This is a genomic window from Flavobacterium sp. W1B, assembly GCF_047344965.1.
Classification (GTDB): domain Bacteria; phylum Bacteroidota; class Bacteroidia; order Flavobacteriales; family Flavobacteriaceae; genus Flavobacterium.
Genome location: NZ_CP178845.1, coordinates 967,885 through 993,867 on the forward strand (window position 1 = coordinate 967,885; position 25,983 = coordinate 993,867).

The following is a 25,983-nucleotide window of genomic DNA, read 5'->3' on the forward strand; positions in this document are numbered from 1 at the left end:
CGATTCTCCCAAATGAAAATATTCAAATGAAAAAAATAATAGCATCATTTCTACTCTTGGCTGTAACTTCTGGTTACGGTCAGGAGTTAAATTTACCGGTTTTTACGCAGTATCTAGCCGATAATCATTTTGTAATAGCACCAACATTTGCCGGAATTGGTGACAACCTTAAAATTAGAGCCAATGGATTAACCCAATGGGTTGGTATAAAAGGTGCTCCAGACAATCAATCGGTTTATGCCGATTTTAGAATTGCGGATCAATCAGGTATTGGACTTTCTTTTTACAATGACAGCAATGGACATACAAGGCAAACCGGTGCTAAATTCTCTTTTGCACATCACTTGATCTTGGATTATTATTCTAAGCAATATTTGTCTTTTGGAATGTCTTACAATATCAATAATTTTAAAATAGATATTGACAAGTTTAATACCACTAACGATAGGCCTATGCCGGATCCGAGCATCACAGACAATAGATTTGTATCTAACAACAACTTTGAAGTAGGTTTATTGTATAGAAACAAAGCCTATTATATAAGTCTTAATGCCAGTAATATTTTAAATAAAAATGCCGATCGTTTTACTGGAGTAGAGCCTATTTTACTTAGAAATTATCAAGTCTATTCGGGCTATGTTTTTAAGTTGCCAAGTGATAGCAGAGCCGAATTAGAACCTTCCGTTTTTTACCAATATTTTGCCAGTGACGGACGTTCCAGTACCGACATGAATATTAAGTATCGAAAATACGATCGCTATGATGATTACTATTGGGTTGGAGCCTCGTATCGTTTTTTGAACGATCAGTTTCTTAAACCTTTAAACGTGGGGCCTATGGTGGGACTCAAGAAATCTAATTTTTATTTTGGATATTCGTATCAATTGACGCTTAATAAACTGGCAGCATTCAATACAGGGACGCATGTTGTCACTATTGGACTTGATTTTCTGCAAGGCATCAGTAATTGCCCTTGTACACAAAGTCCGGTGCATGACTAATAAACGCTAATTGTTTGATTCTTATTTAAGAAAACACATATTATTTATTAAATTACAACGTTTTCGTTGATTTAAAGTGTGTTTTTTTAATTTTTTCAAATTTAGGGCGAGGCTAAAAGTCCTATATTTGCTGTTCTTTAAAAACAAAAAACAGACCTAAATGAAAACTTTGAACAACTTTGATTTTAAAAATAAAAAAGCAATAATCCGCGTTGATTTTAATGTCCCTTTGGATGAAAATTTTAACGTTACCGATGCTACCCGAATAGAAGCTGCAAAACCAACTATTGATGCAATTCTTGCTCAAGGTGGAAGCGTAATTTTGATGTCGCATTTAGGAAGACCAAAAGGAGTAGAAGAGAAATATTCTTTGAAGCATATTTTGAAAACAACTTCAGAAGTGCTTGGAGTTCCGGTTCAGTTTGCTTCAAACTGTGTTGGTGAAGAAGCTGCGACTGCTGCTGCAAATTTAAAATCGGGCGAAGTTTTGTTGTTGGAGAATTTGCGTTTCCATGCAGAGGAAGAAGCTGGTGATGTCGCTTTTGCAAAAGAATTGGCTTCACTTGGCGATATTTATGTAAATGACGCATTTGGAACGGCGCACAGAGCTCATGCTTCTACGACAATAATTGCACAATTTTTTCCAATTCAAAAATGTTTTGGATTGTTATTGGCAAAAGAAATTGAAAGCTTAAATAAAGTATTAAAAAACAGTGAGAAACCGGTAACGGCTGTTCTTGGCGGATCAAAAGTGTCTTCGAAAATTACGGTTATCGAAAATATTTTAGACAAAGTAGATCACATGATCATCGGTGGCGGAATGACTTTCACTTTTGTTAAAGCCTTGGGCGGAAAAATTGGTGATTCTATCTGCGAGGATGACAAACAAGAATTGGCATTGGAGATTTTAAGATTGGCCAAAGAAAAAGGAGTTCAAATTCATATTCCTGTTGATGTTATTGCAGCAAATGATTTCTCAAATACTGCCGACACACAAGTTGTAGATGTAAGAGAAATTCCTGATGGATGGCAAGGTCTTGACGCAGGTCCAAAATCTTTGGCAAACTTTGAAAAAGTGATCATGGAATCTAAAACGATCCTTTGGAATGGTCCATTAGGTGTTTTTGAAATGGAAACTTTTGCAAATGGAACCATAGCACTTGGTAACTATATAGCTGCATCTACTGAAAATGGGGCATTCTCTCTTGTAGGAGGTGGTGATTCGGTTGCGGCAGTGAAACAATTCGGTTTGGAAGATAAAATGAGTTATGTTTCTACTGGAGGTGGTGCCATGTTAGAAATGTTAGAAGGTAGAACATTACCAGGAATTGCAGCAATTCTAGACTAAAATTGCATTTTTAACAAAATTTATTCTAATTTTTAGTCTTAAGCTGTTAAGTTTGTAAAACACTTGATTTATAATTGTTTATGATTTAATAAGTTGACGAGAAATATGAATATAAAAAATGCTGTAATATCATTATTCTTAATATTAACAATTCCTTTGTTTTCGCAACAACTAGCCGAGAACAAAGGAATTGTTACTGTTGAGACTAAGTTGACATACTTAGATTCCATAAAAAAGACTTTCGTTAACGATGATTTGGCGTCCTGTGTCGATAGTTTATGGATGAAGGAACTGACTAATCTTGATTTGTTTAATGACATCACTAACGATATTGAGAACATCAATATTGATGAAAAAGTAGATTATGAGTTGTCTACAGAATTGTTGAAATCACGACTGGAGGCAATGAATGCACAATCGCCTTTTAGAATTGAATACAATCAGAGCCTTGAAAATGTCATTAAATCTTTTCTGAAATACAGAAAAAAATCGTTTGGGCGATTGATGGCTATTTCGGAATATTATTTCCCCTTATTTGAAGAAGAATTTGCCAAAAATAATGTTCCACTGGAGATGAAGTATTTGGCCGTTGTTGAATCGGCTTTGAATCCAAAAGCGGTTTCTAAGGTTGGAGCTACTGGACTTTGGCAGTTTATGTACCATACTGGGAAACAATACAACCTGAATATTGATTCTTACGTTGATGAGCGCAGTGATCCTCTAAAAGCTACCGCCGCTGCCGCAAAATACATGACCAATATGCATGCTATTTTTGGAGATTGGGAGTTGGTATTAGCATCTTACAATTCAGGCCCCGGAAATGTTTCCAAAGCCATCAGACGTTCCGGCGGAAAACAAAACTATTGGAACATTAGAAAAAATCTTCCTAAAGAAACCCAAGGTTATGTTCCGGCTTTTCTTGCAACAATGTATTTATATACCTATCGCAATGAACACGGAATTGTTCCTGATAGAGCCGTAGTACAACATTTTGCAACCGACACAGTAAGGATCAAAAGGGAAATGTCTTTCAAGCAAATATCAGATTTATTGGATGTTCCCGTTTCACAATTGCAATTGTTTAACCCTTCTTACAAGCTGAATGTTGTTCCTTTTTATAAAGAAGCTAATCATTACCTGAGATTGCCAATTGATAAAATTGCTGTTTTTACGTCCAATGAAGATAAGATTTATGCTTACGCTCAACGCGAATTTGAACTTAAAGAAAGTCCTTTTCAGAATTCAACTGCAATCGTGAAAAGCAATAATTACGGAGCTCAAACGGTTTCACAAACCAAAACAAAATACTACAAAGTAAAAAAAGGAGATAACCTTGATGCGATTGCTAATAAATATGATGTGTCTGTTGCCAATTTAAAAAAGTGGAATAAGATTAAAGGCAATGCAATTGCTTACGGAAAAAGTTTAAAAATCATAACGACTGAGAATGTTGCTAAAATAACCAAGAACGAACCAAGAATAGAAATTGCTTCGGTTGAGGTTAAAAATACCAACGAAGCAAAAGTAAAAAAGGAAATTATAAAAGATAGCTTGGTTAAAAACACAACATTTTATATTGTTCAGAAAGGTGATAATCTTAACACAATTGCCAAGAATAATAATGTAACCGTTGCCGAAATCAAAGAGTGGAACAATCTTACTGGCAATGCAATTCAATTAGGCGCATCTTTGCAGTTGGAGTCAAAAGAAACCGAAACTAAGGAGGCTGTTGCTTTAGCTGCTGAACTAAAAAACATTGAATATATCGTTCAAAAAGGAGATAATCTTGGGAATATCGCTAAGAAATTCGGAGCTTCTTTAGCTGATTTGAAAGATTGGAATCATTTGTCAGATAATAATATTGCTTTAGGTCGAGTTTTAATTGTTACCAAGAATGAAGCGGAAATCAAAACAAATCAAGTAGCTGCAAATTCATTCAAGAAAAAAGAGAATTTGCTGGCAACTTCCCAAAAACAAGAAAAGAGTTATTTTGTTCAAAAAGGGGATTCTTTATATAGCATTGCCAAAAAATATCCGGGCGTAACAGTTTTGGATATTAAAAAATGGAACGATATTAGCGGTGAAGAAATTAAACCCGGAATGAAATTAAAAATTGGAGGTTAATAAAAAGATTTTTCTCTAAATTTTAGTTCCATTTTACAATTAAACTCTAATGAATAAAATCCATTTTTTAGTTCTATTTATTTCTCTTTTACTTTTTTCCTGTAAAAAGGAAGATGCCGATACGCCCAAAAAAACAACCGGAAAAATCAACAGCATCTCAGTTATCGTTGATGACTTGTTGTGGAACGGGGAGGTAGGAGACAGTATCCGAAATAAGTTTGCTTCTCCTGTAATTGGTTTGCCCCAAGAGGAACCTCTTTTTACGATAAATCAATATCCGGTTAAATTGATGGAAGGCTTTATGACTGATTGCCGAAACATTATTGTAATCAAAAAAGGCAACGAAAATATATTTCAAATTAAGGAAAATCAATGTGCTTCGCCACAAAATGTCTTTCATTTCACCGGAAAAACCGGAAGTGCTATCTTAGAAATGATAGAAAAAAATGCACCAAAAATAATTCAAATAATTCATCAGACAGAAATTGAGGAAAATCAAAGGCTGAATAGAGTGTCATTGCTTAACTCTAAAAATATTAGTCATGAATTTAATATTAAAATTGAGATTCCTTCGGCTTATAAATATGCGCTTCAGAAACCTAATTTTATTTGGCTGAAAAAAGAAATTATAAGCGGGAACACGAGTTTGTTAATTTATCAGCTTCCGCTGAATGTTCTTAAAAACCGTAAAAATGCGGTTTCTAATATCATTAAAGCACGAGATTCTATCGGTCGTTTATACATTCACGGTAAAGAACCCGATACAGACATGATTACAGAAGAAGCCTATGCTCCCTATTTTCTTAAGAGCGAACAAGATGGGAAGCCAGCTTATGTCACCAAGGGAACCTGGGAAGTAAAGAACGATTTTATGTCAGGCCCTTTTGTCAATTATGCGATTGTTGATGAAGAAAACAACAGAGTTTTGATTTTAGAAGGATTTTGCTATTCTCCATCAAAAGAGAAAAGGGATTTAATGCATGAATTGGAATCCATAATAAAATCAGTTTCCATTATCAAGAAATAATTATCAGAATAAAATAGGGTTTAAGCTATATCAATAGATAGAGTTTCAAAACGGAAAATATAAAAAATAAGAATCCATGGGATTAGAATGGAAAATAAAGCCTTTTGAGGCATTATCAGTGCATGAGCTATATGATTTGCTTAAACTAAGAAGTGAGATCTTTGTGGTGGAACAAAACTGCGTCTATTTGGACTTAGATGGTAAGGATAAAGTGGCGCTGCACCTTTTTGGCGAGTTTGAAGGAAAAATTGTTGCCCATGCCCGACTTTTTAAAGCCGGAATCAGTTTTGATAATGCCTCAATAGGCAGAGTTGTGGTTGATGAGAATTATAGAGACCGAAAATGGGGTCATGATTTAATGCGGGAGGCCATCGCAGCTGTTGCGCATCATTTTGGCGAAAACAACATCACAATTGGCGCCCAATTGTATCTGAAGAAATTCTATGAAAGCCACGGATTCGTTCAAACCAGCGAAATGTATCTGGAAGACGACATTCCGCATATTGAAATGAAAAAAGAGCAAGGCTCTTAATAATCAGTAGTTAGCAAAAATCCCCTTGAAAAAGGGGATTTTTGCTAACTACATCTTAAGGATACTTTTATAATCGCTACTATTGTTCAAAATAGTCACTGATTTCTTGATTTCAGAATTGTTTTTTAGGTAATATTGATACAATCCGTCTTGATATTGATAGCGTTTTATAATTTCTTCCAAAATTAATTTTTTGATTTCTTCTTGGTTTTTATCCAATAGCGTTTCTTCACTTTTTTGTAGCGCCGTAAGTAATTGTTGGTATTCAGTATTAATGGTGCTATCTATGTTTTCTTTTTTGGCTATAGCCAAAGTATTTTTCAAAGCCAATTCGGTTTCGGTGTCAAAAGAAAAGTTTTCAGCTTTCAAAAATTGTTTGAAATCTTGGTAATCAGCTGCAGTTAAATTTGGAATCTGATTCCCTAAGTTCGGGTTTTTAAAATAATAGCGGGTTACATAATTAAAGATTCCGTCATTTTTCAATAAGGCATTGGCAATGGCACTCGTATTTGATTCTTCGAGTGCAATATCCGGTAAAATTCCGCCGCCGTCATAAACGGTTCTGCCTTTACGGGTTTTGAATGCGGTATAATTTTTTTCTTCCGTTCTTTTGGCCTGTCCGTTTTTGTCTTTTCGAGTGTAATCTAAAGCCTGAATACATCTGCCAGAAGGCGTGTAATAACGGGAAATCGTTACTTTTAGTTGGGTATTATAAGTTAAGTCTATCGGTTTTTGAACCAATCCTTTTCCAAAACTACGGCTTCCCACAATAACGGCTCGATCTAAATCCTGTAAGGCACCCGAAACAATTTCTGATGCCGAGGCACTTTTGCCGTTTATGATAATCACCAACGGGATTTGTGTGTCTACGGGTTCAAATGCCGTTTTGTAAGTGTTGTTGTGTTTTTCTATTTTTGATTTTGTGGTTACTATAATTTCGTTTTTTGGTACAAAAAGATTACATATGTTTACCGCTTCACTCAGCAGTCCTCCGGGATTTCCTCTTAGGTCTAAAACAATTCTTTCGGCGCCTTGTTTTTTTAATTCTTCCAAGGCTGCTTTAGTTTCAAGGGCTGCTTTGTTGTTAAAACGAGCCAAAACGATATAACCTGTTTTCTCATCAATTTTAGAGAAAAAAGGAACTGATTTTACCTCCACTTCATCAAGTACGATTTGGGCGGTATTGGTTTTGTTTTGACGGATGTATTTTACGTTGATTTTAGTGTTTTTGGTGCCTTTTAGCAACTGCGAAGCATCATCTTTGAAATCAGATAAAAGAACATCTCCAATCTGAATAATCTCGTCACCAGCTTTAAAACCGGCTTTATCGGCAGGAAAGTTTTTATAAACCTCTCTTATGATTAGCTTGTTTTCTTTTCGGGTAATCAAAGCGCCTATTCCGGTGTATTCTCCCGTATTGTTTATTTTAAATTGCATCACATCCTGCTCGTTAAAATAAACCGTGTAAGGATCTAAACCGGCCAACATGCCTTTTACCGCCTTGTCCATTAAGTCGCCAGGATTGGTAACATCAACGTAATTGGTGTTCAATTCCTTGAAAAGGGTGGTGAATATTTCGATTTGCTTGGCTATTTCAAAAAAGTCGTTTTTGAAACTGGCGCCTACAAATAAAAATCCCGAGGCTACAACAGGAATTATATATTTCTTTTTAAAAAAGGAAGTCATGGCAATTAAGTTCTATAATTATTGGTCTACTAAAATAGTAATAAATGAGCAATAATAAAGATTGGAAATCGACGAATCTTAAAAACAAGGATGTAATTATTTAAAAATCAATCTTTTGTGGGTTCATTATTATTGACTTCAGGATCATTTTTTATGTTTTGCGCCAAAAACTTCTCAAACAATTGGATCGTTTTGGTATTTATTTCTTCGTAAGACAAGCGGTCTTTGGTTTGATAAAAAAACATGAAAGCATAAGGCTTGTCCAGATTATCAATAAGTAAATGCTTGTTGTGGCGATAGGTTTCGCGAAGAATCCGTTTAAAATGATTGCGGTCTACGGCTTTCTTGAAGTTTCTTTTGGAAACAGAAACGCCCATTTTTATTTTTTCGTTTTCATTTAAGGAACCCGAGTGAAATACTAAACGCAAAGGGTATTTAGAAACCGATTTGCCTTCAGAGAATAATAATCCAATGGTGGTTTTACTTTTTAGTTTTTCGTTTTTTGGATAATTGAACTTCATTTTTTAGTATAAAAAGGCAAATATTTTAGACGACAAAGGTACAATTAAACACTAAATCTACTTATTGTTTGAGAATTAAATAGCACTAAAAAATATATTTCTTACTTTTGCAGCTAATTTTTTAAGAATGCAAAAACTAATTTCGTATCCCATATCCGTAATTTATTATTTATGTTTTGGACTTACGTTGGTGATTTTCCATCCTATTCAATGGGTTTGCCTGAAGTTTTTTGGATATCAGGCTCATAAAAAAAGTGTCGATTATCTAAATTTTTTTTTATTGAAATGTACCAATCTTATTGGTACAACTTACAAATTTGAAAATACGGACAGCATTCCAAAAGGTGTTCCAATAATTTTCGTATCAAACCATCAAAGTATGTACGATATTATTGCGATGATTTGGTTTTTGAGAAGATTTCATTGTAAATTTGTGAGTAAGAAGGAGTTAGGAGAAGGAATCCCAAGTGTATCATTTAACTTACGTCATGGAGGTTCGGCATTGATAGATCGAAAAGATCCCAAACAAGCGATTCCGGAGATCAAAAAGTTATCGGAATATATCGAAAAAAACAATCGTTCGGCGGTTATTTTCCCCGAAGGAACCCGAAGCAAAACCGGGAAACCAAAGGAGTTTGCCCAAAGCGGATTAAAAATATTATGCAAATATGCACCATCAGCATATGTGGTTCCCGTGAGTATTAATAACTCTTGGAAAATGGTTAAATATGGTTTTTTTCCTCTTGGTTTAGGAAATCGTCTTACCTTTGTAGTCCATGAGCCGTTAAAGGTAAGTGAGTATAGTTTTCCTGAGCTGATAGAGAAGACAGAAAGTGAAGTAGTAAAAGGAATAAAATTTTAATTTATATAAAATGTCTATAAAAAACATTCGATTAGAAGTTATGCAGTTTTTGGAAAAAAACGTGACTAGCTATGTTGATCAGTATTTGATACCGGTGGAACAAATTTGGCAGCCATCTGATTTTTTGCCAAATTCTGAAAGCGATAATTTCTTAGAAGAAGTAAAAGAGTTACGCGAAATCTCTAAAGATTTACCGTACGATTTTTGGGTTGCGATGGTAGGTGATACTATTACTGAAGAAGCTTTACCAACCTATGAAAACTGGTTGATGGAGGTAGAAGGAGTTGACAATTTAGAAAGAAATGGTTGGTCTACCTGGGTACGTCAATGGACCGGCGAAGAAAATCGTCATGGTGATTTGTTGAATAAATATTTGTATTTATCAGGTCGTGTTAACATGCGTGAGGTTGAAATTACAACACAGCATCTTATCAATGATGGTTTTGATATCGGAACAGGAAGAGATCCTTATAAAAACTTTGTTTACACCAGTTTCCAAGAATTAGCAACTTATGTTTCGCACAATAGAGTTTCGCAATTGGCCAAAAGCTATGGCGATAAAAAACTGTCTAAAATGTGCAAAATGATTGCTGGAGACGAAATGCGTCACCACCATGCGTATAGCGAATTTGTAAATCAGATCTTTAAGGTAGATCCTAGCGAAATGATGCTTGCTTTTCAATACATGATGAAAGCTAAAATCGTTATGCCTGCTCATTTCTTGAGAGAATCGGGACAAAAAATAAGTTCTGCTTTTGAACAATTTTCGGATTCTGCACAACGTATTGGCGTTTATACAGCCAATGATTATGTAGATATCATGCAAAAATTAATTGACAAATGGGAAATTGATAAAATCGGTGGATTAACGGATGAGGCCGAGAAAGCACGTGATTATCTGATGAAATTGCCGGCTAGAATGGCTCGAATTTCTGAAAGAATAGTTATCCCTAAAGAATCTCATATTTTCAAATGGGTAGAACCAGCAAGATTATAATTAGCGAAAGTTAATGGTATGATTTTGACAATTCAGTTGAAGTAAATTATAGATGTTGATTTTTGAAGTATCAAAGCTTTGAAAATCAATATTTTTTTTTAAAAAAATATATTAAATGAACAATTCAGATATCATTAGTAAAACGATCACTTTTGTAAAAGACAAACTCAATAATGCCGAAGGTGGTCACGATTGGTTTCATATCGAAAGAGTGTATAAAAATGCATTATTGATTGCCAATAATGAGATTTGTGAGCTAACAGTTGTAAAACTAGGCGCACTTTTGCATGATATTGCCGATAGTAAATTTCATGATGGTGATGAAACGGTTGGACCTAAAGTAGCCAGAACTTTTTTAGAAACTCAAAATGTCGATCAATCAATTATTGATCATGTGATAAAGATTATCGAAAATATTTCTTTCAAGGGAGGAAATGTTGAACGAAATTTTACTTCTATTGAATTGGATATTGTTCAGGATGCAGATCGTTTAGATGCTATTGGCGCCATCGGAATTGCTAGAACATTCAATTATGGCGGTTTTAAAAACAGATCGCTCTATGACCCTAAAATAGCTCCAAATACCAGGATGACTAAGGAAGAGTACAAAAATAACGATTCGCCAACGCTAAATCATTTTTACGAAAAGTTATTGCTGTTGAAAGATAAAATGAATACTCAGGCCGGTATTAAAATCGCTCAGGAAAGACACCGTTATATGGAAGGTTTCCTGTCACAGTTTTATGCAGAATGGGACGGAGAGAAATAAAATCTTTGATTTCGGGTTAGCGATTTTAGATCTCAGATGTTTCTAGATTACTGATTTTAAAATCAAAAATCAGCAATCGTTAATCAAAAATCTTAAATTGTAATCCCTTTTTCTTTCATTTCGATGATCACGTCTGAAGCGTTTTTAAACGTAGGCGCTTGTTCTGTGATGGTTCCTACTCTTTTTTTGTTGAGTTTAAAAGTGATGTCGTTCTCGGTTGTGAATAAAAGCGCGGTCAAAAACGGATTATTTATGTATGGAACCAAAACAGTAAAGGCTTCGTCCAAAGTATGGAAACTTTCTATTTCTTCGGTTTTGTAACGTGCTATCAGCGAAAGGCTAAAAACGTCATTTTCCAATAAAACGGGGCGTACATATATGTTTTTCAATTCAGTATCGCCTATGGTTTTCGCTAAGGTTAATTTGGCATAAGTGCCATTTTGGATACTTTCTTTTACTTTTTCCCAAAATTGAACGAATACGGGTTGAAATGACATAAAATTATTTTTAGTCCCGATAGTCGGGATGGATTATTCTCTATTTGAAATGACAAAATTAAGCGATGTTATTCAAAATAGCGGGCTAATAAAGAAAAAGTTTGTTGCTAAATAGAAAACCGCAGATTCACTGATTTTGTAATTAGCGAATCTGCGGTTGTTTTTTATAGATATAGGATGTTTATTCTCCTGTAAATACGGCTTTTCTTTTCTCTAAAAATGCAGTAGTTCCTTCTTTGAAATCTTCGGTTCCGAAACATTTTCCAAAGGATTTTATTTCCGTTTCAAAACCATTTTCGCCGTCTTTATAGTTAGCATTTATGGCATGAATTGCTTTGCTGATGGCCAAAGGCGAATTTTTCATGATTCTTTGTGCAATTCCGTTACAGAAGCCCAAAAGTTCGTTTTGAGGAACAACATGGTTGACTAAACCAGTTCTAAAAGCATCATCGGCAGTGATCATTCCTGCAGTCATAATCATTTCCATGGCGCGTCCTTTGCCTATTAATTGCGGTAAGCGCTGCGTACCACCATAACCCGGAATTACACCTAAAGAAACTTCTGGTAAGCCCATTTTGGCGTTATCCGAAGCAACTCTAAAATGACAGGCCATCGCTAATTCCAGTCCGCCACCTAGAGCAAATCCATTGATAGCTGCAATAACAGGAATTTTTAGATTCTCTACAAAGTTGAATAAAGTTTCTTGTCCTTGGGCTGCTAATTGCACGCCTTCTTCTACAGAAAAATGAGCAAATTCGGCAATATCGGCTCCTGCAACAAAAGCTTTTTCGCCTTCTCCAGTCAAAATAATTACTCGAGTTTCATAGTTTTTTTCCAATTCACCAAAAGCCTCATGTAACTCTTTGATTGTAGCTTTGTTTAAAGCATTCAGTTTTGTGGGACGATTTATGGTTATTGTCGTAATACTGTTTTCTGATGAGATTAGAATGTTTTTGTAGCTCATAGTATTAATTTAAGAGTTAATTATAGGAAGGGAAACGGTGAATTGGGTTCCTTTTTCAAATTCTGTATCAAAGGTAATTGTTCCTTTATAATTTTCAATAATATTTTTTATAATACCGAGACCCAATCCCATTCCACTATTTTTAGTGGTAAATTTGGGTTCGAATATACGATCAATGTCTTGTGGTTTTATTCCTATTCCGTTGTCTTTCACCATAATTAATACATTGTTCGATTCTTTTTTAACGGAAACAAATACACTTTTATTTTCTTGTTGTTCCGGTATGGATTGAATAGCATTTTTAACCAGATTGGTGATGATTCGAATCAGTTGTGTTCGGTCAATTTTTGCAATAACCATTGGAGATTCAGCTTCAAAAACAATATGTTCGTCATTAAAAATATCCAAGGCTAATTCTACAACTTCAACTACGTTTAGTGTTTCATTTTGTTGGGCAGGCATCGAAGCAAAATTTGAAAAGGCTGATGCAACGGCACTCATGGTATCAATTTGCTGGATCAATGTTTCGGAATAATCCTTCATTTTTTGAATAATGTTTGGATCATTTGGGTCAAATTTTCTTTGGAAACTCTGAACAGTTAATCGCAAAGGCGTCAATGGATTTTTGATTTCATGTGCCACTTGTTTTGCCATTTCGCGCCAAGCGCCTTCTCTTTCGCCTTGGGCTAATTTTATGGCACTTTTTTCCAGTTCATCTACCATTCCGTTGTATGCCTTTATCAAGAGATTAATTTCTTTGCTATTGGCTTCCAAAACAATTTTTTCGTTTTTTTGATTCAAACTGGTTTCACTCAATTTATCCGATATCGTTTTTAAAGATTTGGTAATATAAGAGGAAAGAAAATAAGCCAAGGCAAAGGCTACGATGAGCATAAAGGAATAGACCTGACCCAAACGAATCAGAAAACTATTCAGCTCTTTTTCATAAAAACCATCGTCTTCTAAATAGGGTAAATTTAAAATTCCCAAAGGCTTGAATTTATCATCTTTTATTTGGCTGTAAGAAGATCTGTTCTTGATTCCGTTGATAGTTTTGATATCTACATATCTTTTTTCGATAGAAGATCGGACTAATTTTAATATGTATTTCGGAATTGGTTGCGCTACTTTGTCTACAGAAAAAGATTCTTTGGATGATTTTAATAGTTTCCCATCTAGATCATAAATGTTTATTTCGGTATTGTGAATGTGCGCCAATTCGTGGATTTTATCCTTGAAAATCAGCTCCAGATTTTCTGTTGTCAATGGATAAGTAGTGGTAGAAAGAACGTAATTGATGTGCTCTTTCACTGCATTTTCTTTGCGTTCCTGTCGTTCTTGATGGTATTCTTTGGCTTCGTTTTTAAATTGAATTATTGAAATGGAAGCTAACAAACCAGAAGCTACAATTATCAATAGGATCATCGAAATAAATATTCGAATCCGTAACGAAAGCGCAGATATTTTGAAGCCTTTCAACATAGTTAAGATTGATTTCTTTCTCGAATTCTTTTGTAAAATTTGAAGCCTAACATAATTAAAATAGAAAACAGAAATATTCCAACGACACCATAAATCCAGTTGACGGCATTTTTTAGAACAACTAAAAACACCACGGCAAAAAGAATGATGGTAGCACCTTCATTCCATAAACGCATAAAATTAGTGGTGTATTTTACCTGATCGTTTTGCAATTGCGTGAATATTTGGTGGCATTTTCCATGGTATAAATACAACACAAATACGAAGCCAAGTTTTACATGCATCCAAGGCATTTGCAACCAAGACTGTCCTAATTCAGTAAAAAACAACATCCAAAAAGCAAAAAAACTGGCCAAAACCGCCGATGGCCAAGTGATGATGTACCACAGGCGGTAAGTCATTATTTTGTATTGTTTTTGCAATATTTCTTTTTCTGGCGATGGTTTTTGTGCGGCTTCAATTTGGTAAACAAACAGACGAACAATATAAAATAAACCAGCGAACCAGGTAATTACAAAGATGAGATGCAAGGATTTAAGATAGTTGTAATAATCCATCAGTTAAGTTTATTTAGTTGCAGCCCAGTTGTTGATCCAGTTGCTCACGGTTTTACACCAGTCATCGCTGTCATTTAAACAAGGAACAGCTGTAAATTCTTCGCCGCCATGTGCTAGAAATTCATGATTGGCTTCCATTGCAATTTCTTCTAATGTTTCCAAACAATCGGCTACAAATGCAGGAGTAACAACTGCTAATTTCTTAATTCCTTTCTCCGGTAACTTGTTTATCTCGAAGTCGGTATAAGGCTCGAGCCATTTGTCACCAGCCAATCTGGATTGAAAAGTCTGACTGTATTTTCCTTCCGGAATACCTAATGCTTCTACAACTAATTTTGTAGTTTCATAACATTGATGACGGTAACAAAATTCATGCGCAGGCGAAGGAGTATTGCAACAAGAACCATCTATTTTACAATTTGATTTGGTAATGTCAGTCTTGCGAATGTGTCTTTCGGGTAAGCCGTGGTAGGAGAATAATAAATGATCGTATTCAAAATTAGCCAAATAATTTTTGATCGAATCAGATAAATTTTTGATATAATCCGGTTTGTTGTAAAAAGCAGGAATTGACGAGAATTTCATTTCCGGGAAATGTTTTTTTCTAATTTCTTCCGCTTTTTCCAAAACCGTAACCGTAGACGACATAGCGTGATGCGGGTATAAAGGAAAAAGCAATACTTCGGTAACCCCTTTATCAGCTAGTTCTTGAAGTCCCGATTGGATATTTGGATTTCCATAACGCATCGCTAGTGCAACGGGAACGTCAACCATTGGCTGTACTTTTTCGTGCATTCTTTGCGAAAGAACCACTAATGGAGAACCTTCTTTCCACCAGATTTTACTGTATGCTTCTGCTGATTTTGCAGGTCTTTTTCTTAAAATTATTCCTCTAACTAATAATGCTCTTAATAAGAATGGAACGTCGATTACGTACTTGTCCATTAAAAATTCATCTAAATAGGGCTTTACATCTTTTGGAGTTGGACTTTCAGGAGAACCTAAGTTTACTAATAATACACCTTTCATTTTTTATTTTGTTTTTGATAAAAGTACACAATCTTACTTTTTTATAAATTGTGATTTGTTATTTTTTATTTATTGTTTAATATGTAAAACCAATCGTTTTAGGTATTCGGATTAATTGACATTAAGTATTTTTTTGGGGTGGTGCCAAATTTCTTTTTAAAAGCGGCAATAAAATGACTTCCGGTACTATAACCTATTTTTAATCCTACTTCATTAACATTATAGGAACCGCTGTCGAGCAATTTTCGAGCAAAATTCATTTTGTAATCAAATAGGAAGCCGTAAACCGTATCGCCATAAATTTGTTTGAAACCCATTTTTAGCTTCTTTAAATTTAATCCAATCTGATCGGAAAGTTCTTGCAGACTAGGGGGTTCAGACATATTGGCAATAATGATTTCTTTGGCTTTTTTAATCTTCATCACATTGTCTTCGTCAATTAGAAACGGACATTGTTCTGCGTTTGGATCTTCGGTTCGGTTAAAGTATAAACTCAGCAATTCGTATCCTTTTCCTTTGTAATAAAGGTTTTTTATCGACGGATGCAGGTTGTAGTGAAAGAGCTGACTTAGCACAATTGCCATAGACGGACTCACATTTCCTTCGTTATAATATTTTTTGTCCTTGTTATCTGGACTCAAAAAAGTAATATAATCTGCTTCTGTCGAAAATAAAGCGTGAAATTTTTTGATGGAAATAATCACCGAAATCACCCAAGAATTAGGCGAAAGCTCCAAATTCAAAGGCAATTCCTTTTGCGGATTGTACAATAGCAGCGATTTCTCTTCTTTTAATTCCAAGGCATAATTCCCTTGATTGAAGATAAATTTGGCGCCTCCTTTTAATCCAAAATGAAATTGAATCAATCCGCTGCTAACTTCACGTTGAGCAAAAAAAGGCTCAGCGCTGTCGTTTTGAAAGCGGATTAGGGTGAAGTCATCTTCTATTTTAATGATTTCTTGAGAACTCATAGCGACATTTTTTTATTAAAAGAATGATAATTATCAGTTAATTTTGTTTAGAACAACTCTAAATAAGCAACTTGTTATGACCTTATTTTACAGCAAAAGTAACATAATTTGCGATAAAATAGAGGATTAGAAATAAAAAACATACAGCGACACAAAAAGTACTTTTAGCGTTACTTTTATAAATACTATAGTGATAATTTTGTTTCACTTTCTTGAAAGGTATTTATATGGAAAATAATAAACAATCTAAGCCTCATTATTTTTACGCAGTTGGATTAAGCTATAAAAAAGCGGACGCCGAGATTAGAGGTAAATTTAGCTTAGACGCATCAGCTAAAACACGTTTGTTAGAGCAGGCAAAAAACGAAGGAATCGAGAGCTTAATCGTGACTTCAACTTGTAATAGAACTGAAATTTACGGATTTGCGGAGCACCCTTTTCAATTAATCAAATTGATTTGTGAGAACAGTCAAGGTAGTGTTGAAGCGTTCCAAAAAGTAGGTTTTGTATATAAAAATAAAGAAGCAATAGGTCATATGTTTCGTGTAGGAACAGGTTTGGACAGTCAGATTCTTGGAGATTTCGAGATCATTTCACAGATAAAAACCAGTTTTATACAGTCAAAAGCTTTTGGTCTTGCCAATACTTTCATGGAAAGATTGGTTAATGCGGTTATTCAAGCCAGCAAAAAAATAAAAACAGATACCGAAATCAGTTCGGGTGCTACTTCTGTTTCTTTCGCCTCTGTTCAATATATTATCAAGAATGTAGAAGACATTGGAAACAAGAACATATTGTTGTTTGGAACGGGTAAAATAGGGAGAAACACCTGCGAAAATTTAGTAAAACATACTAAAAACGAACATATTACCCTAATCAACAGAACCAAAGATAAAGCCGAAAAGCTTGCCGGAAAACTGAACTTAATTGTAAAAGATTATTCTGAATTGCATTTGGAATTGCAAAAAGCAGATGTTGTCGTAGTGGCAACCGGTGCGCAAAATCCTACGGTAGACAAAGCGATTTTGAATCTAAAAAAGCCGTTGTTGATCTTGGATTTATCTATTCCTAAAAATGTAAATGAAGATGTTGAAGAGTTAGAAGGGGTTACACTGATTCATATGGATTATTTGTCCCAGCTGACAGACGAAACTTTGGAAAATAGAAAAACGCATATTCCAGCAGCCGAAGCAATCATCGAAGAAATAAAAGAAGAATTCATTACTTGGACAAAAGGCAGAAAATTTGCCCCAACCATTAATGCATTAAAAGAAAAGCTAAATGCAATTAAAATTTCTGAATTGGATTTCCAAAGTAGAAAAATTGCCGATTTCAACGAAGAACAAGCCGAGATTATCAGCAATAGAATCATTCAGAAAATAACAACACAATTTGCAAACCATTTGAAAGATGACAATACCATGGTAGATGAAAGCATCGAATGGATTGAAAAAGTTTTTAAAATTGGCGCTAGCGTGAAGTAAACAATGTTCTTTTTAAGAAACCTTAATGAATCTTAATTCCTTAATGGTTTAAAAAATGAAAATATAAAAATGGCAGATAAAGTAATACGAATAGGAACTCGTGATAGTGAATTAGCCCTTTGGCAAGCACATACGGTTCAAAAAAAGTTAAATGATTTAGGGTATAAAACCGAAATTATTGCAGTAAAATCTACGGGAGATATAATTCTTGATAAACCACTTTACGAATTGGGCATCACAGGAATTTTTACAAAAACGCTCGATGTTGCGATGATCAATGGTCAGGTGGATATCGCGGTGCATTCTATGAAAGATGTTCCTACGGCTTTGCCAACAGGGATTGTTCAGGCAGCAGTTTTGGAAAGAGCCAATACCTTAGATATTTTGGTTTACAAAGACAACCTTGATTTCCTAGGAGGAAGCGGAACAATTGCTACCGGAAGTCTGCGTCGTCAGGCACAATGGTTACACAAATATCCGAGTCATAAAACGGTTGATTTGCGTGGAAACGTAAATACTAGAATGCAAAAATTAGCTGAAAGTGATTGGAACGGAGCTGTTTTTGCCGCAGCAGGTTTGGAGCGCATCAACTTGAAACCAACAAGTTTTATTGATTTATATTGGATGATTCCTGCGCCGGCACAAGGGGCAATGGTTGTGGTAGCGATGCAAGATGACAATTTTACTTTAGATGCTTTATCTGAGTTAAATGATATTGAAGCAGAAATTTGTACTTATATTGAAAGACAGTTTTTGAGAACTCTCGAAGGTGGTTGTACGGCTCCAATTGGTGCTTTGGCAAAATACAATGAGGAGGAAGATACCATTCATTTTCAAGGAGCTTTGTTCTCCTTAGACGGAAAAGAAAAAATGGAAGTGAATAAAACATTTCCTATCGAAGAATGGAAAAAATTAGGTTTCCATGCCGCCCAAGAAATTTTAAATAATGGAGGCGCTCAATTAATGGAAACAATAAAAGCGACTTTAAAAAAATAATTCAGCATCGAGGCGAGATTTATCACGTTTCTTTGATTGCTAATTTATATAGGAATAAAAATATGCGAATACTCTCGACTAGAATACTTTTGGATAGTCAAAAACAGGAACTATTAAATGCTAAGTTTGATTTAACCGAAGTTGATTTTATTGCTACGAAACACAATCGTTTTGAATTAAATGAAATCAATGATAATTTGATTTTTACCAGTCAAAATTCGGTTCTTAGCGTATTTGAGCATCCTGATTTTGAGGCTTTAAAATCAAAAAACGTGTTTTGTGTTGGTTTAAAAACCAAAATCTTATTATCAGAAGCAGGTTTTAATGTGATCGCCTATACAGGATATGCAGCTGATTTAGCCGAGATTATCACCTTAATATATGGATCCGAAAGTTATACTTTTTTTAGTGGTAACTTGCGTCGCGAAACTTTGCCAGTTGCTTTAAAAGAAGCAAAAATAAAGTTTAATGAAATCAAGGTTTACGAAACTACTTTGACACCACATAAAATAAAAACTGCTGTAGATGCAATCTTATTTTTTAGCCCGTCAGGAATAGAAAGTTATTTAAAAGAAAATACCATTAAAAAAGAAACTTGTTTTTGTATTGGAACAACCACCGCAGAAGCATTAGAAGGAATAACAAAAAACGTTATAATCGCAGATCAGCCAACAATTGAAGATGTGATTGAAGATGTAATTGCCGAATATAAATAAGAGCCCAATAATCCCAAAGAGGAATTAATAAAGAAGAAATAATTTTGCGCCTTTGCGCCTTTGAAGCCAATACTATTATGATAAAGAACGACTTATTTTTAAAAGCACTAAAAGGAGAAACAGTAGAACGTCCGCCAGTTTGGATGATGCGTCAAGCGGGAAGATATTTGCCAGAATTCATTGCATTGCGTGATAAATATGATTTTTTTACCCGTTGTAGAACTCCTGAAATTGCTGCCGAAATCACGGTGCAACCTATTCGTAGAATTGCTCCAGATGCCGCTATTTTATTCTCGGATATCTTGGTGATTCCGCAAGCAATGGGAATTGAAGTGTTGATGAAAGAAAATTTTGGTCCGTTTGTACCCAATCCTATTCGTACTATTCAAGATGTTGAGAAAGTAATTGTTCCGGATATTCACGAAACTTTAGGCTATGTAATGGATGCCATCAAATTGACCAAAGAAATGTTGAACGATGAGGTGCCATTAATTGGTTTTGCAGGTTCACCTTGGACAATTATGTGTTATGCAGTAGAAGGACAGGGATCTAAGAGTTTTGATAAGGCAAAAGGATTTTGTTTTCAATACCCGGAAGCTGCCCATGTTTTATTGCAAAAAATTACCGACACCACTATTTTATACTTAAAAGAAAAAGTAAAAGCGGGAGTTAATGCCGTTCAAGTTTTTGATTCTTGGGGCGGAATGTTGTCTCCGGCTGATTATCAAGAATTTTCTTGGAAATACATTAACCAAATCGTTGAGGCTTTGGCCGATGACGCTCCGGTAATTGTTTTCGGAAAAGGATGCTGGTTTGCCCTTGGCGAAATGGGTAAAAGTAGAGCTTCGGCACTAGGAGTAGACTGGACATGTTCACCTAGAAATGCAAGATATTTGTCAGGCGGAAACATCACTTTGCAAGGGAATTTTGATCCATCAAGATTATTGTCTCCAATTCCGGTTATTAAGAAAATGGTACACGAAATGATTGACGAATTCGGAAAAGATAAATACATCGTGAATTTAGGTCATGGAATTTTACCAAATATTCCGGTTGATCACGCCAAAGCGTTTATCGATGCCGTGAAGGAATACAATCAATAAAAAATGCTAAACAAAGGACTAAAAGATAAAGAAAACGAACGAATAGACAATGTGCTAAAAACCTTGCTTTCTTTTGTTTTTGTTCCTAAGTTTTGGAATATTGAAGACACGAGTCTTATAGATAATCAGTTGACCGATTTTGGATTAACAACGCAAGTTTTGATCGAAATAGAACAAAATGATTTGATCGAATTGTTGCGAAGATTACATTTAGACTGGAATCAACAGGAACAATTTGCTGATTTTTTGATTGCTTTTTCAAAAGAAAATTCATTTAATTTAACCGAAAAAGCAATTGCAATTTATGAGCATATTCAATCCGAAAGTAAGACATTTTCGTTCGGAATTTTTAATAAAATAGCTTTGGCGAAAGCCAGTTTGTAATGAAAAATAAATTTTACACCTACATACAAAACTTACAAGATCAAATCGTCGCAGGATTAGAGGCAGCGGATGGTCAGGCTAAATTCCGCGAAGACCTTTGGGAACGCCCGGAAGGCGGAGGAGGAAGAACTCGTGTGATTGAAAACGGAGCCGTTTTCGAAAAAGGCGGTGTTAATATTTCGGCAGTTCATGGTAAATTACCGGATAGCATGCAAAAACTCTTCAACGTAGGCGAAGCCGATTTTTTTGCCTGCGGACTGAGTTTAGTCATTCATCCAAAAAGCCCGATGGTGCCAACGGTTCACGCCAATTGGCGTTATTTTGAAATGTACGATGACAACGGAAAAGTAATCCAACAATGGTTTGGTGGCGGACAAGATCTTACTCCTTATTATCTTTTTGAAGAAGATGCAACACATTTTCACCAGACCTGTAAAACGGCTTGTGATAAGCATAATCTGGAGTTTTATCCAAAATACAAGAAACAATGCGACGCCTATTTTTGGAACGCACATCGCAATGAAGCCAGAGGAATTGGTGGATTGTTTTTCGATTATTGCAAGGCTACAGACGACATGGGCATGGACGATTGGTTTAACTTTGTTAGCGAAGTCGGCAATAGTTTCCTCGAAGCCTATGTTCCCGTTGTAGAGAAAAGAAAAGCATTAACTTATACTGCTGAACAAAGAACCTGGCAGGAAATTCGCCGTGGCCGATATGTAGAGTTCAATTTGGTACACGACAAAGGCACTTTATTTGGATTAAAAACCAATGGAAGAATCGAGAGTATCCTGATGTCTTTACCGCCGCACGTGCAGTGGGTTTACGATCATCATGCAGAAGAAGGAAGCGAAGAAGAAAAATTAATCAAAGTATTAGAAAATCCGATTGAATGGATTGTAGATTGATGACGAACAATTTGTTTTAAATCTAAAATCTAGAATCAGCAATCTAAAATCATATCATATGTTCCCATTACAAAGAGGTAGAAGATTACGCGTCAATGAATCCATTCGTTCTTTAGTACGCGAAACCAGTTTGAGTCCGTCCGATTTTATGTTTCCAATGTTTATAGCAGAGGGTGAAAATATAAAGGTGGAAATCCCTTCTATGCCCGGAATCTTTCGTCGTTCGATTGATTTAACGGTAGAAGAAGTTAAAGAATTGTTTGCTTTGGGTATTCGCGCGGTGAACATTTATGTGAAAGTTAGCGAAAATCTAAAAGACAATACAGGTAAAGAAGCTTGGAATGACAATGGCTTAATGCAACAAGCTATTCGTGCGATTAAAGCTGCTTGCCCAGAAATGATCGTGATGCCTGATGTGGCACTCGATCCGTATTCGGTTTACGGACATGATGGAATAATCGAAAATGGCGATGTGGTAAATGATGCTACAAATGATGCTTTAGTGAAAATGGCCGTTTCCCATGCCCAGGCTGGTGCCGATTTTGTTGCTCCATCTGATATGATGGACGGACGCGTGTTGCGCTTACGCCAAGGTCTGGATGCTGCAGGTTTTCACAATGTGGGAATCATGAGTTATTCGGCTAAATATGCTTCGGCATTTTATGGTCCGTTTCGTGATGCTTTAGACAGTGCGCCAAGGGAAGCTGATATTGAAGTTCCAAAAGACAAAAAAACATACCAAATGGATTATGCCAACCGAATTGAAGCCATCAAAGAAGCTTTGTGGGATGTAGAAGAAGGCGCTGATATGGTTATGGTTAAACCCGGAATTGCTTACTTGGATATCGTTCGTGAGGTAAAAAATGCCGTGAATGTTCCAGTAACCGTTTTTCATGTTTCGGGTGAATATGCGATGATTAAAGCCGCTGCCGAAAGAGGCTGGCTGGATCATGACAAAATTATGATGGAGCAATTAATGTGTATCAAACGCGCAGGAGCAAGTTTGATTTCGACTTATTTTGCCAAAGAAGCCGCTATAATCTTAAATAAATAGTTTCGCCATGAAAAAAAATGTATCCTTTTTAGCTTTATTTGTGTTAATCTGCTTCGGTAGTTCATTAACGCTCGTGTCTTGTAAAAAAGAAAGTCAGGAATCTTTTGGAAAACAAGAAACTAATACTGAATCAGTATCAGAAGGCATGCAGACCGAGAAGAAAACACCAGAACAATTAGGGGAACAACTCTTCAATGGCAAAGGGAATTGCGCTTCTTGTCATCAGCTTGACGTAAAATCAATTGGACCTAGTGTTCAGGAAATCGCCAAAATATACAAAGATAAAAACAGCGATATGATTAGCTTTTTGAAAGGAAATGGTGACCCTATTGTTGATCCAAGTCAATTTGAGGTAATGAAAGCCAATTTTGCGATTACAAAAGCCATGTCTGATGAAGAATTGAAAGGTTTGGAAGCTTATTTTTATTCTATGTTAAAATAGTCTTTGGCTTAATTATAAAAATATTTTTACAATGTCCACAAGGAATTTATTTTCTTGTGGACTTTTTGCTTTCTTAGGGTATTTATGTTTAATTTTTTTACTTTTATCAAATGGAAACAGCCTATATAAAAACTCCTTTAGGAATTGCCAAAATCATCGGCGACGAAAACGGGATTTCGGTAATTTCAGTGTCGGATGAAGGGGATATTTCTGTAAGTATTCCTGTGTTTTTACAGGAAGCCGTTTCACAACTTAACGATTATTTCGAAGGAAAAAGAAACGATTTCGATTTCAAACTGAATCCAAAGGGAACTGAATTCCAACAAAAAGTTTGGAAAGGATTATTGGAAATTCCTTTCGGGAAAACCTGTAGTTATATGGATTTATCCAAGAAATTAGGCGATGTAAAAGCCATTCGTGCTGTGGCTTCTGCCAATGGGAAAAATCCGTTATGGATTGTGGTTCCTTGTCACAGAGTCATCGGAACAGATGGTTCACTCACGGGTTATGCCGGTGGATTATGGCGTAAAAAATGGCTGTTGGAACACGAAAACCCAACTACTCAGCAAAGTTTGTTTTAGTTGAGAACTTTTCTTCCGAATAGAAAAAAGCCATAACTTTAGCTTTTAATTCATGTTGTTATGCAAAACAAAATACACACCGCCCAAAGTGCTTTCCAACATTGGAAAACTATTTCATTTCAGGATCGTGCACTATTATTAAAAAGATTGAAAACGGTTTTGGATGAGCGTCGTATGCATTATGCCGTTCTGATGACACAGGAAATGGGAAAACCCATTACCCAATCGCTAGCCGAAATTGATAAATGCGGATGGCTGTGTGAGTATTATGCCGAACACGGGGAATCATTTTTACAAAACCAATACACTCAAACCGAAGCACAGCTAAGTTTTGTAACCTATGAACCTTTGGGCGTTTTATTGGGAGTAATGCCTTGGAACTTTCCTTTCTGGCAAGTATTCCGATTTGCCGTTCCCGCTATCATGGCCGGAAATACGGTTTTGGTAAAACACGCCAGCAATGTTCCTAAATCAGCCGTAGGCATAGAATCCTTATTTTTGGAAAGTGGTTTTCCGTTGGGAGTTTACCAGAATTTACCTATTTCAAGTGATAAAGTTGCCGAATTTATTGCACATCCATTTGTTAAAGCCGTTTCACTAACGGGAAGCGAACATGCGGGAAGTTCGGTAGCGATGCAGGCAGGGAAATACCTGAAGAAAACGCTACTGGAATTAGGAGGCAGCAATGCCTTTATCGTTTGTGAAGATGCCGATTTAGAGAAAGCCGTTGCTGTAGCGGTGAATGCCCGTATGCAAAACAGCGGGCAAAGTTGTATTGCTGCCAAACGTTTCTTAGTGCATGAAACTATTTTCGATACTTTCGTAGACAAATATAAATTGGCTGTGAGCCAACTGCGGAGCGGCGATCCGATGGACCCCGAAACTCAAATCGGTTCGTTGGCCAGAGTAGATTTAGCTGAGGATTTAGAAAAACAGCTGCAAGAATCCGTTGCTATGGGTGCTCAAATAGTGTTGGGTGGAAGAAGAAAAGAGGCGTTTTTTGAACCAACGATTCTGACTAATGTAACTCCTGAAATGCCGGTTTTCAAAGAAGAAACTTTTGGTCCAGTGGCAGCATTGGTGTCATTTAAAACATTAGATGAGGCTATTTCGCTGAGCAATCAATCTGATTTCGGGTTGGGAGTTTCGATTTTTACCGCTAATATTTCGCAAATTAAAACCCGAATTCACGAGTTTAATGAAGGAGCGGTTTTTATCAATGATTTGGTGAAATCTGATCCTCGCTTGCCGTTTGGCGGCATCAAAAAATCCGGTTATGGGCGAGAACTTTCTAAAGAAGGGATACTAGAATTTGTGAATTGTAAAACGGTGGTGATACACTGATTTCATTCCCCTCCTTTGGAGGGGTGACCGTAGGGAGGGGTGGTTAATAATCTTTAAAGGAAATAATATGTCCGAAATAATTCTAACCTATGTACAAGGTATTCCTATCAAAAGAAATTTCGTTGAGAATCTACCTTATAATCCCAATTTGGTATCTCGTGCAAAATCATTAAGAAAAGCAGGGAATTTTCCTGAAGTTGTTTTTTGGAAACAAGTAAGAAATAAAGGCTTTTGGAAAATGGATTTCGATAGACAGCGAATTATCGGGAATTATATAGTTGATTTTTACGTAAAAGCTTTAGGGTTGGTTGTAGAAATTGACGGAGAAAGTCATAATGATAAAGAATCCTATGATGAAAAAAGAGAAGAATATTTGAAATATCTTGGGTTAAAGATTTTCAAAACGACTAACTTTAGAGTTCTTCATGATTTGGATAATGTAATGAAGGAATTAGAAGCTTTTATAATGGTGGGATTTGGGACTAACAAAGAGGAGTAACCACCCCGGCTTTCAGCCACCCCTCCAAAGGAGGGGAATAAAATTAAATAATTTTATAAGCATTAATTATTTACTTAAATTCGTTCAAAACTGTCAAATAGTATA

27 protein-coding genes are annotated in these 25,983 nt (G+C 35.7%); 19 read left to right on the forward strand and 8 right to left on the reverse strand.

The window, feature by feature from the left end; translation table 11 throughout:
• Nucleotides 1-26: 26 nt before the first annotated feature.
• From ACMDB5_RS04235 to ACMDB5_RS04255, 5 genes are all read left to right on the forward strand, one after another.
• Complete coding sequence (locus ACMDB5_RS04235) at nt 27-1,001, forward strand: type IX secretion system membrane protein PorP/SprF (RefSeq protein ID WP_413999772.1); 975 nt, start codon at nt 27-29, stop codon at nt 999-1,001.
• A gap of 160 nt (nt 1,002-1,161) precedes the next feature.
• The gene (locus ACMDB5_RS04240) at nt 1,162-2,349 is read left to right on the forward strand and encodes a phosphoglycerate kinase (RefSeq protein ID WP_413999773.1); all 1,188 of its coding nucleotides are present in this window, start codon (nt 1,162-1,164) and stop codon (nt 2,347-2,349) included.
• 105 nt (nt 2,350-2,454) lie between these two features.
• Complete coding sequence (locus ACMDB5_RS04245) at nt 2,455-4,473, forward strand: LysM peptidoglycan-binding domain-containing protein (protein WP_413999774.1); 2,019 nt, start codon at nt 2,455-2,457, stop codon at nt 4,471-4,473.
• Between the two features lie 49 nt (nt 4,474-4,522).
• Nucleotides 4,523-5,500, forward strand: a complete 978-nt coding sequence (locus tag ACMDB5_RS04250) for a DUF4837 family protein (RefSeq protein ID WP_413999775.1) — start codon at nt 4,523-4,525, stop codon at nt 5,498-5,500.
• Nucleotides 5,501-5,576: 76 nt separating this feature from the next.
• Nucleotides 5,577-6,032, forward strand: coding sequence for a GNAT family N-acetyltransferase (locus ACMDB5_RS04255; RefSeq protein ID WP_413999776.1), 456 nt, complete (start codon nt 5,577-5,579; stop codon nt 6,030-6,032).
• Between the two features lie 48 nt (nt 6,033-6,080).
• Here ACMDB5_RS04255 and ACMDB5_RS04260 read toward each other — a convergent pair whose 3' ends face one another.
• Together ACMDB5_RS04260 and rnpA are read right to left on the reverse strand one after the other, a co-directional pair.
• Nucleotides 6,081-7,718, reverse strand: coding sequence for a S41 family peptidase (locus tag ACMDB5_RS04260; protein ID WP_413999777.1), 1,638 nt, complete (start codon nt 7,716-7,718; stop codon nt 6,081-6,083).
• Between the two features lie 107 nt (nt 7,719-7,825).
• Nucleotides 7,826-8,239 (reverse strand): ribonuclease P protein component, encoded by a 414-nt coding sequence (rnpA, locus tag ACMDB5_RS04265; RefSeq protein ID WP_413999778.1) that lies wholly within the window; start codon nt 8,237-8,239, stop codon nt 7,826-7,828.
• 127 nt (nt 8,240-8,366) lie between these two features.
• On the opposite strand from rnpA, the gene ACMDB5_RS04270 reads away from it, so the two are divergent.
• From ACMDB5_RS04270 to ACMDB5_RS04280, 3 genes are all read left to right on the forward strand, one after another.
• Complete coding sequence (locus tag ACMDB5_RS04270) at nt 8,367-9,101, forward strand: lysophospholipid acyltransferase family protein (protein ID WP_413999779.1); 735 nt, start codon at nt 8,367-8,369, stop codon at nt 9,099-9,101.
• Between the two features lie 10 nt (nt 9,102-9,111).
• Nucleotides 9,112-10,098, forward strand: coding sequence for an acyl-ACP desaturase (locus ACMDB5_RS04275; protein ID WP_413999780.1), 987 nt, complete (start codon nt 9,112-9,114; stop codon nt 10,096-10,098).
• 115 nt (nt 10,099-10,213) lie between these two features.
• Nucleotides 10,214-10,867: an HD domain-containing protein gene (locus ACMDB5_RS04280; protein ID WP_413999781.1), complete on the forward strand. Its 654-nt coding sequence runs from the start codon at nt 10,214-10,216 to the stop codon at nt 10,865-10,867.
• A gap of 92 nt (nt 10,868-10,959) precedes the next feature.
• Here ACMDB5_RS04280 and ACMDB5_RS04285 read toward each other — a convergent pair whose 3' ends face one another.
• From ACMDB5_RS04285 to ACMDB5_RS04310, 6 genes are all read right to left on the reverse strand, one after another.
• Nucleotides 10,960-11,364 carry a hypothetical protein gene (locus ACMDB5_RS04285; RefSeq protein WP_413999782.1) on the reverse strand — a complete coding sequence of 135 codons (405 nt, stop codon included), beginning with the start codon at nt 11,362-11,364 and terminating at the stop codon, nt 10,960-10,962.
• Between the two features lie 181 nt (nt 11,365-11,545).
• Entirely contained in the window at nt 11,546-12,328 is a 783-nt protein-coding gene (locus tag ACMDB5_RS04290) for an enoyl-CoA hydratase/isomerase family protein (RefSeq protein WP_413999783.1), read from the reverse strand.
• A 9-nt stretch (nt 12,329-12,337) separates the two neighbouring features.
• Complete coding sequence (locus tag ACMDB5_RS04295) at nt 12,338-13,753, reverse strand: sensor histidine kinase (RefSeq protein WP_413999784.1); 1,416 nt, start codon at nt 13,751-13,753, stop codon at nt 12,338-12,340.
• A 59-nt stretch (nt 13,754-13,812) separates the two neighbouring features.
• The gene (locus ACMDB5_RS04300) at nt 13,813-14,367 is read right to left on the reverse strand and encodes a CopD family protein (RefSeq protein WP_413999785.1); all 555 of its coding nucleotides are present in this window, start codon (nt 14,365-14,367) and stop codon (nt 13,813-13,815) included.
• A 9-nt stretch (nt 14,368-14,376) separates the two neighbouring features.
• Nucleotides 14,377-15,396 (reverse strand): ferrochelatase, encoded by a 1,020-nt coding sequence (gene hemH / locus ACMDB5_RS04305; RefSeq protein ID WP_413999786.1) that lies wholly within the window; start codon nt 15,394-15,396, stop codon nt 14,377-14,379.
• Nucleotides 15,397-15,494: 98 nt separating this feature from the next.
• Nucleotides 15,495-16,367: a helix-turn-helix domain-containing protein gene (locus tag ACMDB5_RS04310; protein WP_413999787.1), complete on the reverse strand. Its 873-nt coding sequence runs from the start codon at nt 16,365-16,367 to the stop codon at nt 15,495-15,497.
• Nucleotides 16,368-16,594: 227 nt separating this feature from the next.
• On the opposite strand from ACMDB5_RS04310, the gene hemA reads away from it, so the two are divergent.
• The 11 genes from hemA to ACMDB5_RS04365 all read left to right on the forward strand — a co-directional run bounded on the left by hemA (nt 16,595) and on the right by ACMDB5_RS04365 (nt 25,878).
• Nucleotides 16,595-17,851, forward strand: coding sequence for a glutamyl-tRNA reductase (gene hemA, locus ACMDB5_RS04315; RefSeq protein ID WP_413999788.1), 1,257 nt, complete (start codon nt 16,595-16,597; stop codon nt 17,849-17,851).
• A 69-nt stretch (nt 17,852-17,920) separates the two neighbouring features.
• Nucleotides 17,921-18,847, forward strand: coding sequence for a hydroxymethylbilane synthase (hemC, locus tag ACMDB5_RS04320; protein ID WP_413999789.1), 927 nt, complete (start codon nt 17,921-17,923; stop codon nt 18,845-18,847).
• 62 nt (nt 18,848-18,909) lie between these two features.
• Complete coding sequence (locus ACMDB5_RS04325; protein WP_413999790.1) at nt 18,910-19,563, forward strand: uroporphyrinogen-III synthase; 654 nt, start codon at nt 18,910-18,912, stop codon at nt 19,561-19,563.
• A gap of 77 nt (nt 19,564-19,640) precedes the next feature.
• Nucleotides 19,641-20,666: a uroporphyrinogen decarboxylase gene (gene hemE / locus ACMDB5_RS04330; protein ID WP_413999791.1), complete on the forward strand. Its 1,026-nt coding sequence runs from the start codon at nt 19,641-19,643 to the stop codon at nt 20,664-20,666.
• Between the two features lie 3 nt (nt 20,667-20,669).
• On the forward strand, nt 20,670-21,050 hold the full coding sequence (locus ACMDB5_RS04335) for a hypothetical protein (RefSeq protein WP_413999792.1): 381 nt from the start codon (nt 20,670-20,672) through the stop codon (nt 21,048-21,050).
• On the forward strand, nt 21,050-21,958 hold the full coding sequence (gene hemF / locus ACMDB5_RS04340; protein WP_413999793.1) for an oxygen-dependent coproporphyrinogen oxidase: 909 nt from the start codon (nt 21,050-21,052) through the stop codon (nt 21,956-21,958). Before ACMDB5_RS04335 ends, hemF begins: the two co-directional genes overlap by 1 nt.
• Nucleotides 21,959-22,016: 58 nt before the next feature.
• Nucleotides 22,017-23,012: a porphobilinogen synthase gene (gene hemB / locus ACMDB5_RS04345; RefSeq protein WP_413999794.1), complete on the forward strand. Its 996-nt coding sequence runs from the start codon at nt 22,017-22,019 to the stop codon at nt 23,010-23,012.
• A gap of 7 nt (nt 23,013-23,019) precedes the next feature.
• Nucleotides 23,020-23,454 carry a c-type cytochrome gene (locus ACMDB5_RS04350; protein WP_413999795.1) on the forward strand — a complete coding sequence of 145 codons (435 nt, stop codon included), beginning with the start codon at nt 23,020-23,022 and terminating at the stop codon, nt 23,452-23,454.
• Between the two features lie 110 nt (nt 23,455-23,564).
• Nucleotides 23,565-24,035: a methylated-DNA--[protein]-cysteine S-methyltransferase gene (locus ACMDB5_RS04355; protein WP_413999796.1), complete on the forward strand. Its 471-nt coding sequence runs from the start codon at nt 23,565-23,567 to the stop codon at nt 24,033-24,035.
• Nucleotides 24,036-24,095: 60 nt separating this feature from the next.
• Nucleotides 24,096-25,379 carry an NAD-dependent succinate-semialdehyde dehydrogenase gene (locus ACMDB5_RS04360; RefSeq protein ID WP_413999797.1) on the forward strand — a complete coding sequence of 428 codons (1,284 nt, stop codon included), beginning with the start codon at nt 24,096-24,098 and terminating at the stop codon, nt 25,377-25,379.
• Nucleotides 25,380-25,446: 67 nt separating this feature from the next.
• Entirely contained in the window at nt 25,447-25,878 is a 432-nt protein-coding gene (locus ACMDB5_RS04365) for an endonuclease domain-containing protein (RefSeq protein WP_413999798.1), read from the forward strand.
• The last annotated feature ends 105 nt before the right edge of the window (nt 25,879-25,983 follow it).

Excerpts from the sequence above, each read along its gene's own strand:
- ACMDB5_RS04235 (WP_413999772.1), top strand. The coding sequence starts at position 27 with ATGAAAAAAATAATAGCATCATTTCTACTCTTGGCTGTAACTTCTGGT.
- ACMDB5_RS04240 (WP_413999773.1), top strand. The coding sequence starts at position 1,162 with ATGAAAACTTTGAACAACTTTGATTTTAAAAATAAAAAAGCAATAATC.
- ACMDB5_RS04245 (WP_413999774.1), top strand. The coding sequence starts at position 2,455 with ATGAATATAAAAAATGCTGTAATATCATTATTCTTAATATTAACAATT.
- ACMDB5_RS04250 (WP_413999775.1), top strand. The coding sequence starts at position 4,523 with ATGAATAAAATCCATTTTTTAGTTCTATTTATTTCTCTTTTACTTTTT.
- ACMDB5_RS04255 (WP_413999776.1), top strand. The coding sequence starts at position 5,577 with ATGGGATTAGAATGGAAAATAAAGCCTTTTGAGGCATTATCAGTGCAT.
- ACMDB5_RS04260 (WP_413999777.1), bottom strand. The coding sequence starts at position 7,718 with ATGACTTCCTTTTTTAAAAAGAAATATATAATTCCTGTTGTAGCCTCG.
- rnpA (WP_413999778.1), bottom strand. The coding sequence starts at position 8,239 with ATGAAGTTCAATTATCCAAAAAACGAAAAACTAAAAAGTAAAACCACC.
- ACMDB5_RS04270 (WP_413999779.1), top strand. The coding sequence starts at position 8,367 with ATGCAAAAACTAATTTCGTATCCCATATCCGTAATTTATTATTTATGT.
- ACMDB5_RS04275 (WP_413999780.1), top strand. The coding sequence starts at position 9,112 with ATGTCTATAAAAAACATTCGATTAGAAGTTATGCAGTTTTTGGAAAAA.
- ACMDB5_RS04280 (WP_413999781.1), top strand. The coding sequence starts at position 10,214 with ATGAACAATTCAGATATCATTAGTAAAACGATCACTTTTGTAAAAGAC.
- ACMDB5_RS04285 (WP_413999782.1), bottom strand. The coding sequence starts at position 11,364 with ATGTCATTTCAACCCGTATTCGTTCAATTTTGGGAAAAAGTAAAAGAA.
- ACMDB5_RS04290 (WP_413999783.1), bottom strand. The coding sequence starts at position 12,328 with ATGAGCTACAAAAACATTCTAATCTCATCAGAAAACAGTATTACGACA.
- ACMDB5_RS04295 (WP_413999784.1), bottom strand. The coding sequence starts at position 13,753 with ATGATCCTATTGATAATTGTAGCTTCTGGTTTGTTAGCTTCCATTTCA.
- ACMDB5_RS04300 (WP_413999785.1), bottom strand. The coding sequence starts at position 14,367 with ATGGATTATTACAACTATCTTAAATCCTTGCATCTCATCTTTGTAATT.
- hemH (WP_413999786.1), bottom strand. The coding sequence starts at position 15,396 with ATGAAAGGTGTATTATTAGTAAACTTAGGTTCTCCTGAAAGTCCAACT.
- ACMDB5_RS04310 (WP_413999787.1), bottom strand. The coding sequence starts at position 16,367 with ATGAGTTCTCAAGAAATCATTAAAATAGAAGATGACTTCACCCTAATC.
- hemA (WP_413999788.1), top strand. The coding sequence starts at position 16,595 with ATGGAAAATAATAAACAATCTAAGCCTCATTATTTTTACGCAGTTGGA.
- hemC (WP_413999789.1), top strand. The coding sequence starts at position 17,921 with ATGGCAGATAAAGTAATACGAATAGGAACTCGTGATAGTGAATTAGCC.
- ACMDB5_RS04325 (WP_413999790.1), top strand. The coding sequence starts at position 18,910 with ATGCGAATACTCTCGACTAGAATACTTTTGGATAGTCAAAAACAGGAA.
- hemE (WP_413999791.1), top strand. The coding sequence starts at position 19,641 with ATGATAAAGAACGACTTATTTTTAAAAGCACTAAAAGGAGAAACAGTA.
- ACMDB5_RS04335 (WP_413999792.1), top strand. The coding sequence starts at position 20,670 with ATGCTAAACAAAGGACTAAAAGATAAAGAAAACGAACGAATAGACAAT.
- hemF (WP_413999793.1), top strand. The coding sequence starts at position 21,050 with ATGAAAAATAAATTTTACACCTACATACAAAACTTACAAGATCAAATC.
- hemB (WP_413999794.1), top strand. The coding sequence starts at position 22,017 with ATGTTCCCATTACAAAGAGGTAGAAGATTACGCGTCAATGAATCCATT.
- ACMDB5_RS04350 (WP_413999795.1), top strand. The coding sequence starts at position 23,020 with ATGAAAAAAAATGTATCCTTTTTAGCTTTATTTGTGTTAATCTGCTTC.
- ACMDB5_RS04355 (WP_413999796.1), top strand. The coding sequence starts at position 23,565 with ATGGAAACAGCCTATATAAAAACTCCTTTAGGAATTGCCAAAATCATC.
- ACMDB5_RS04360 (WP_413999797.1), top strand. The coding sequence starts at position 24,096 with ATGCAAAACAAAATACACACCGCCCAAAGTGCTTTCCAACATTGGAAA.
- ACMDB5_RS04365 (WP_413999798.1), top strand. The coding sequence starts at position 25,447 with ATGTCCGAAATAATTCTAACCTATGTACAAGGTATTCCTATCAAAAGA.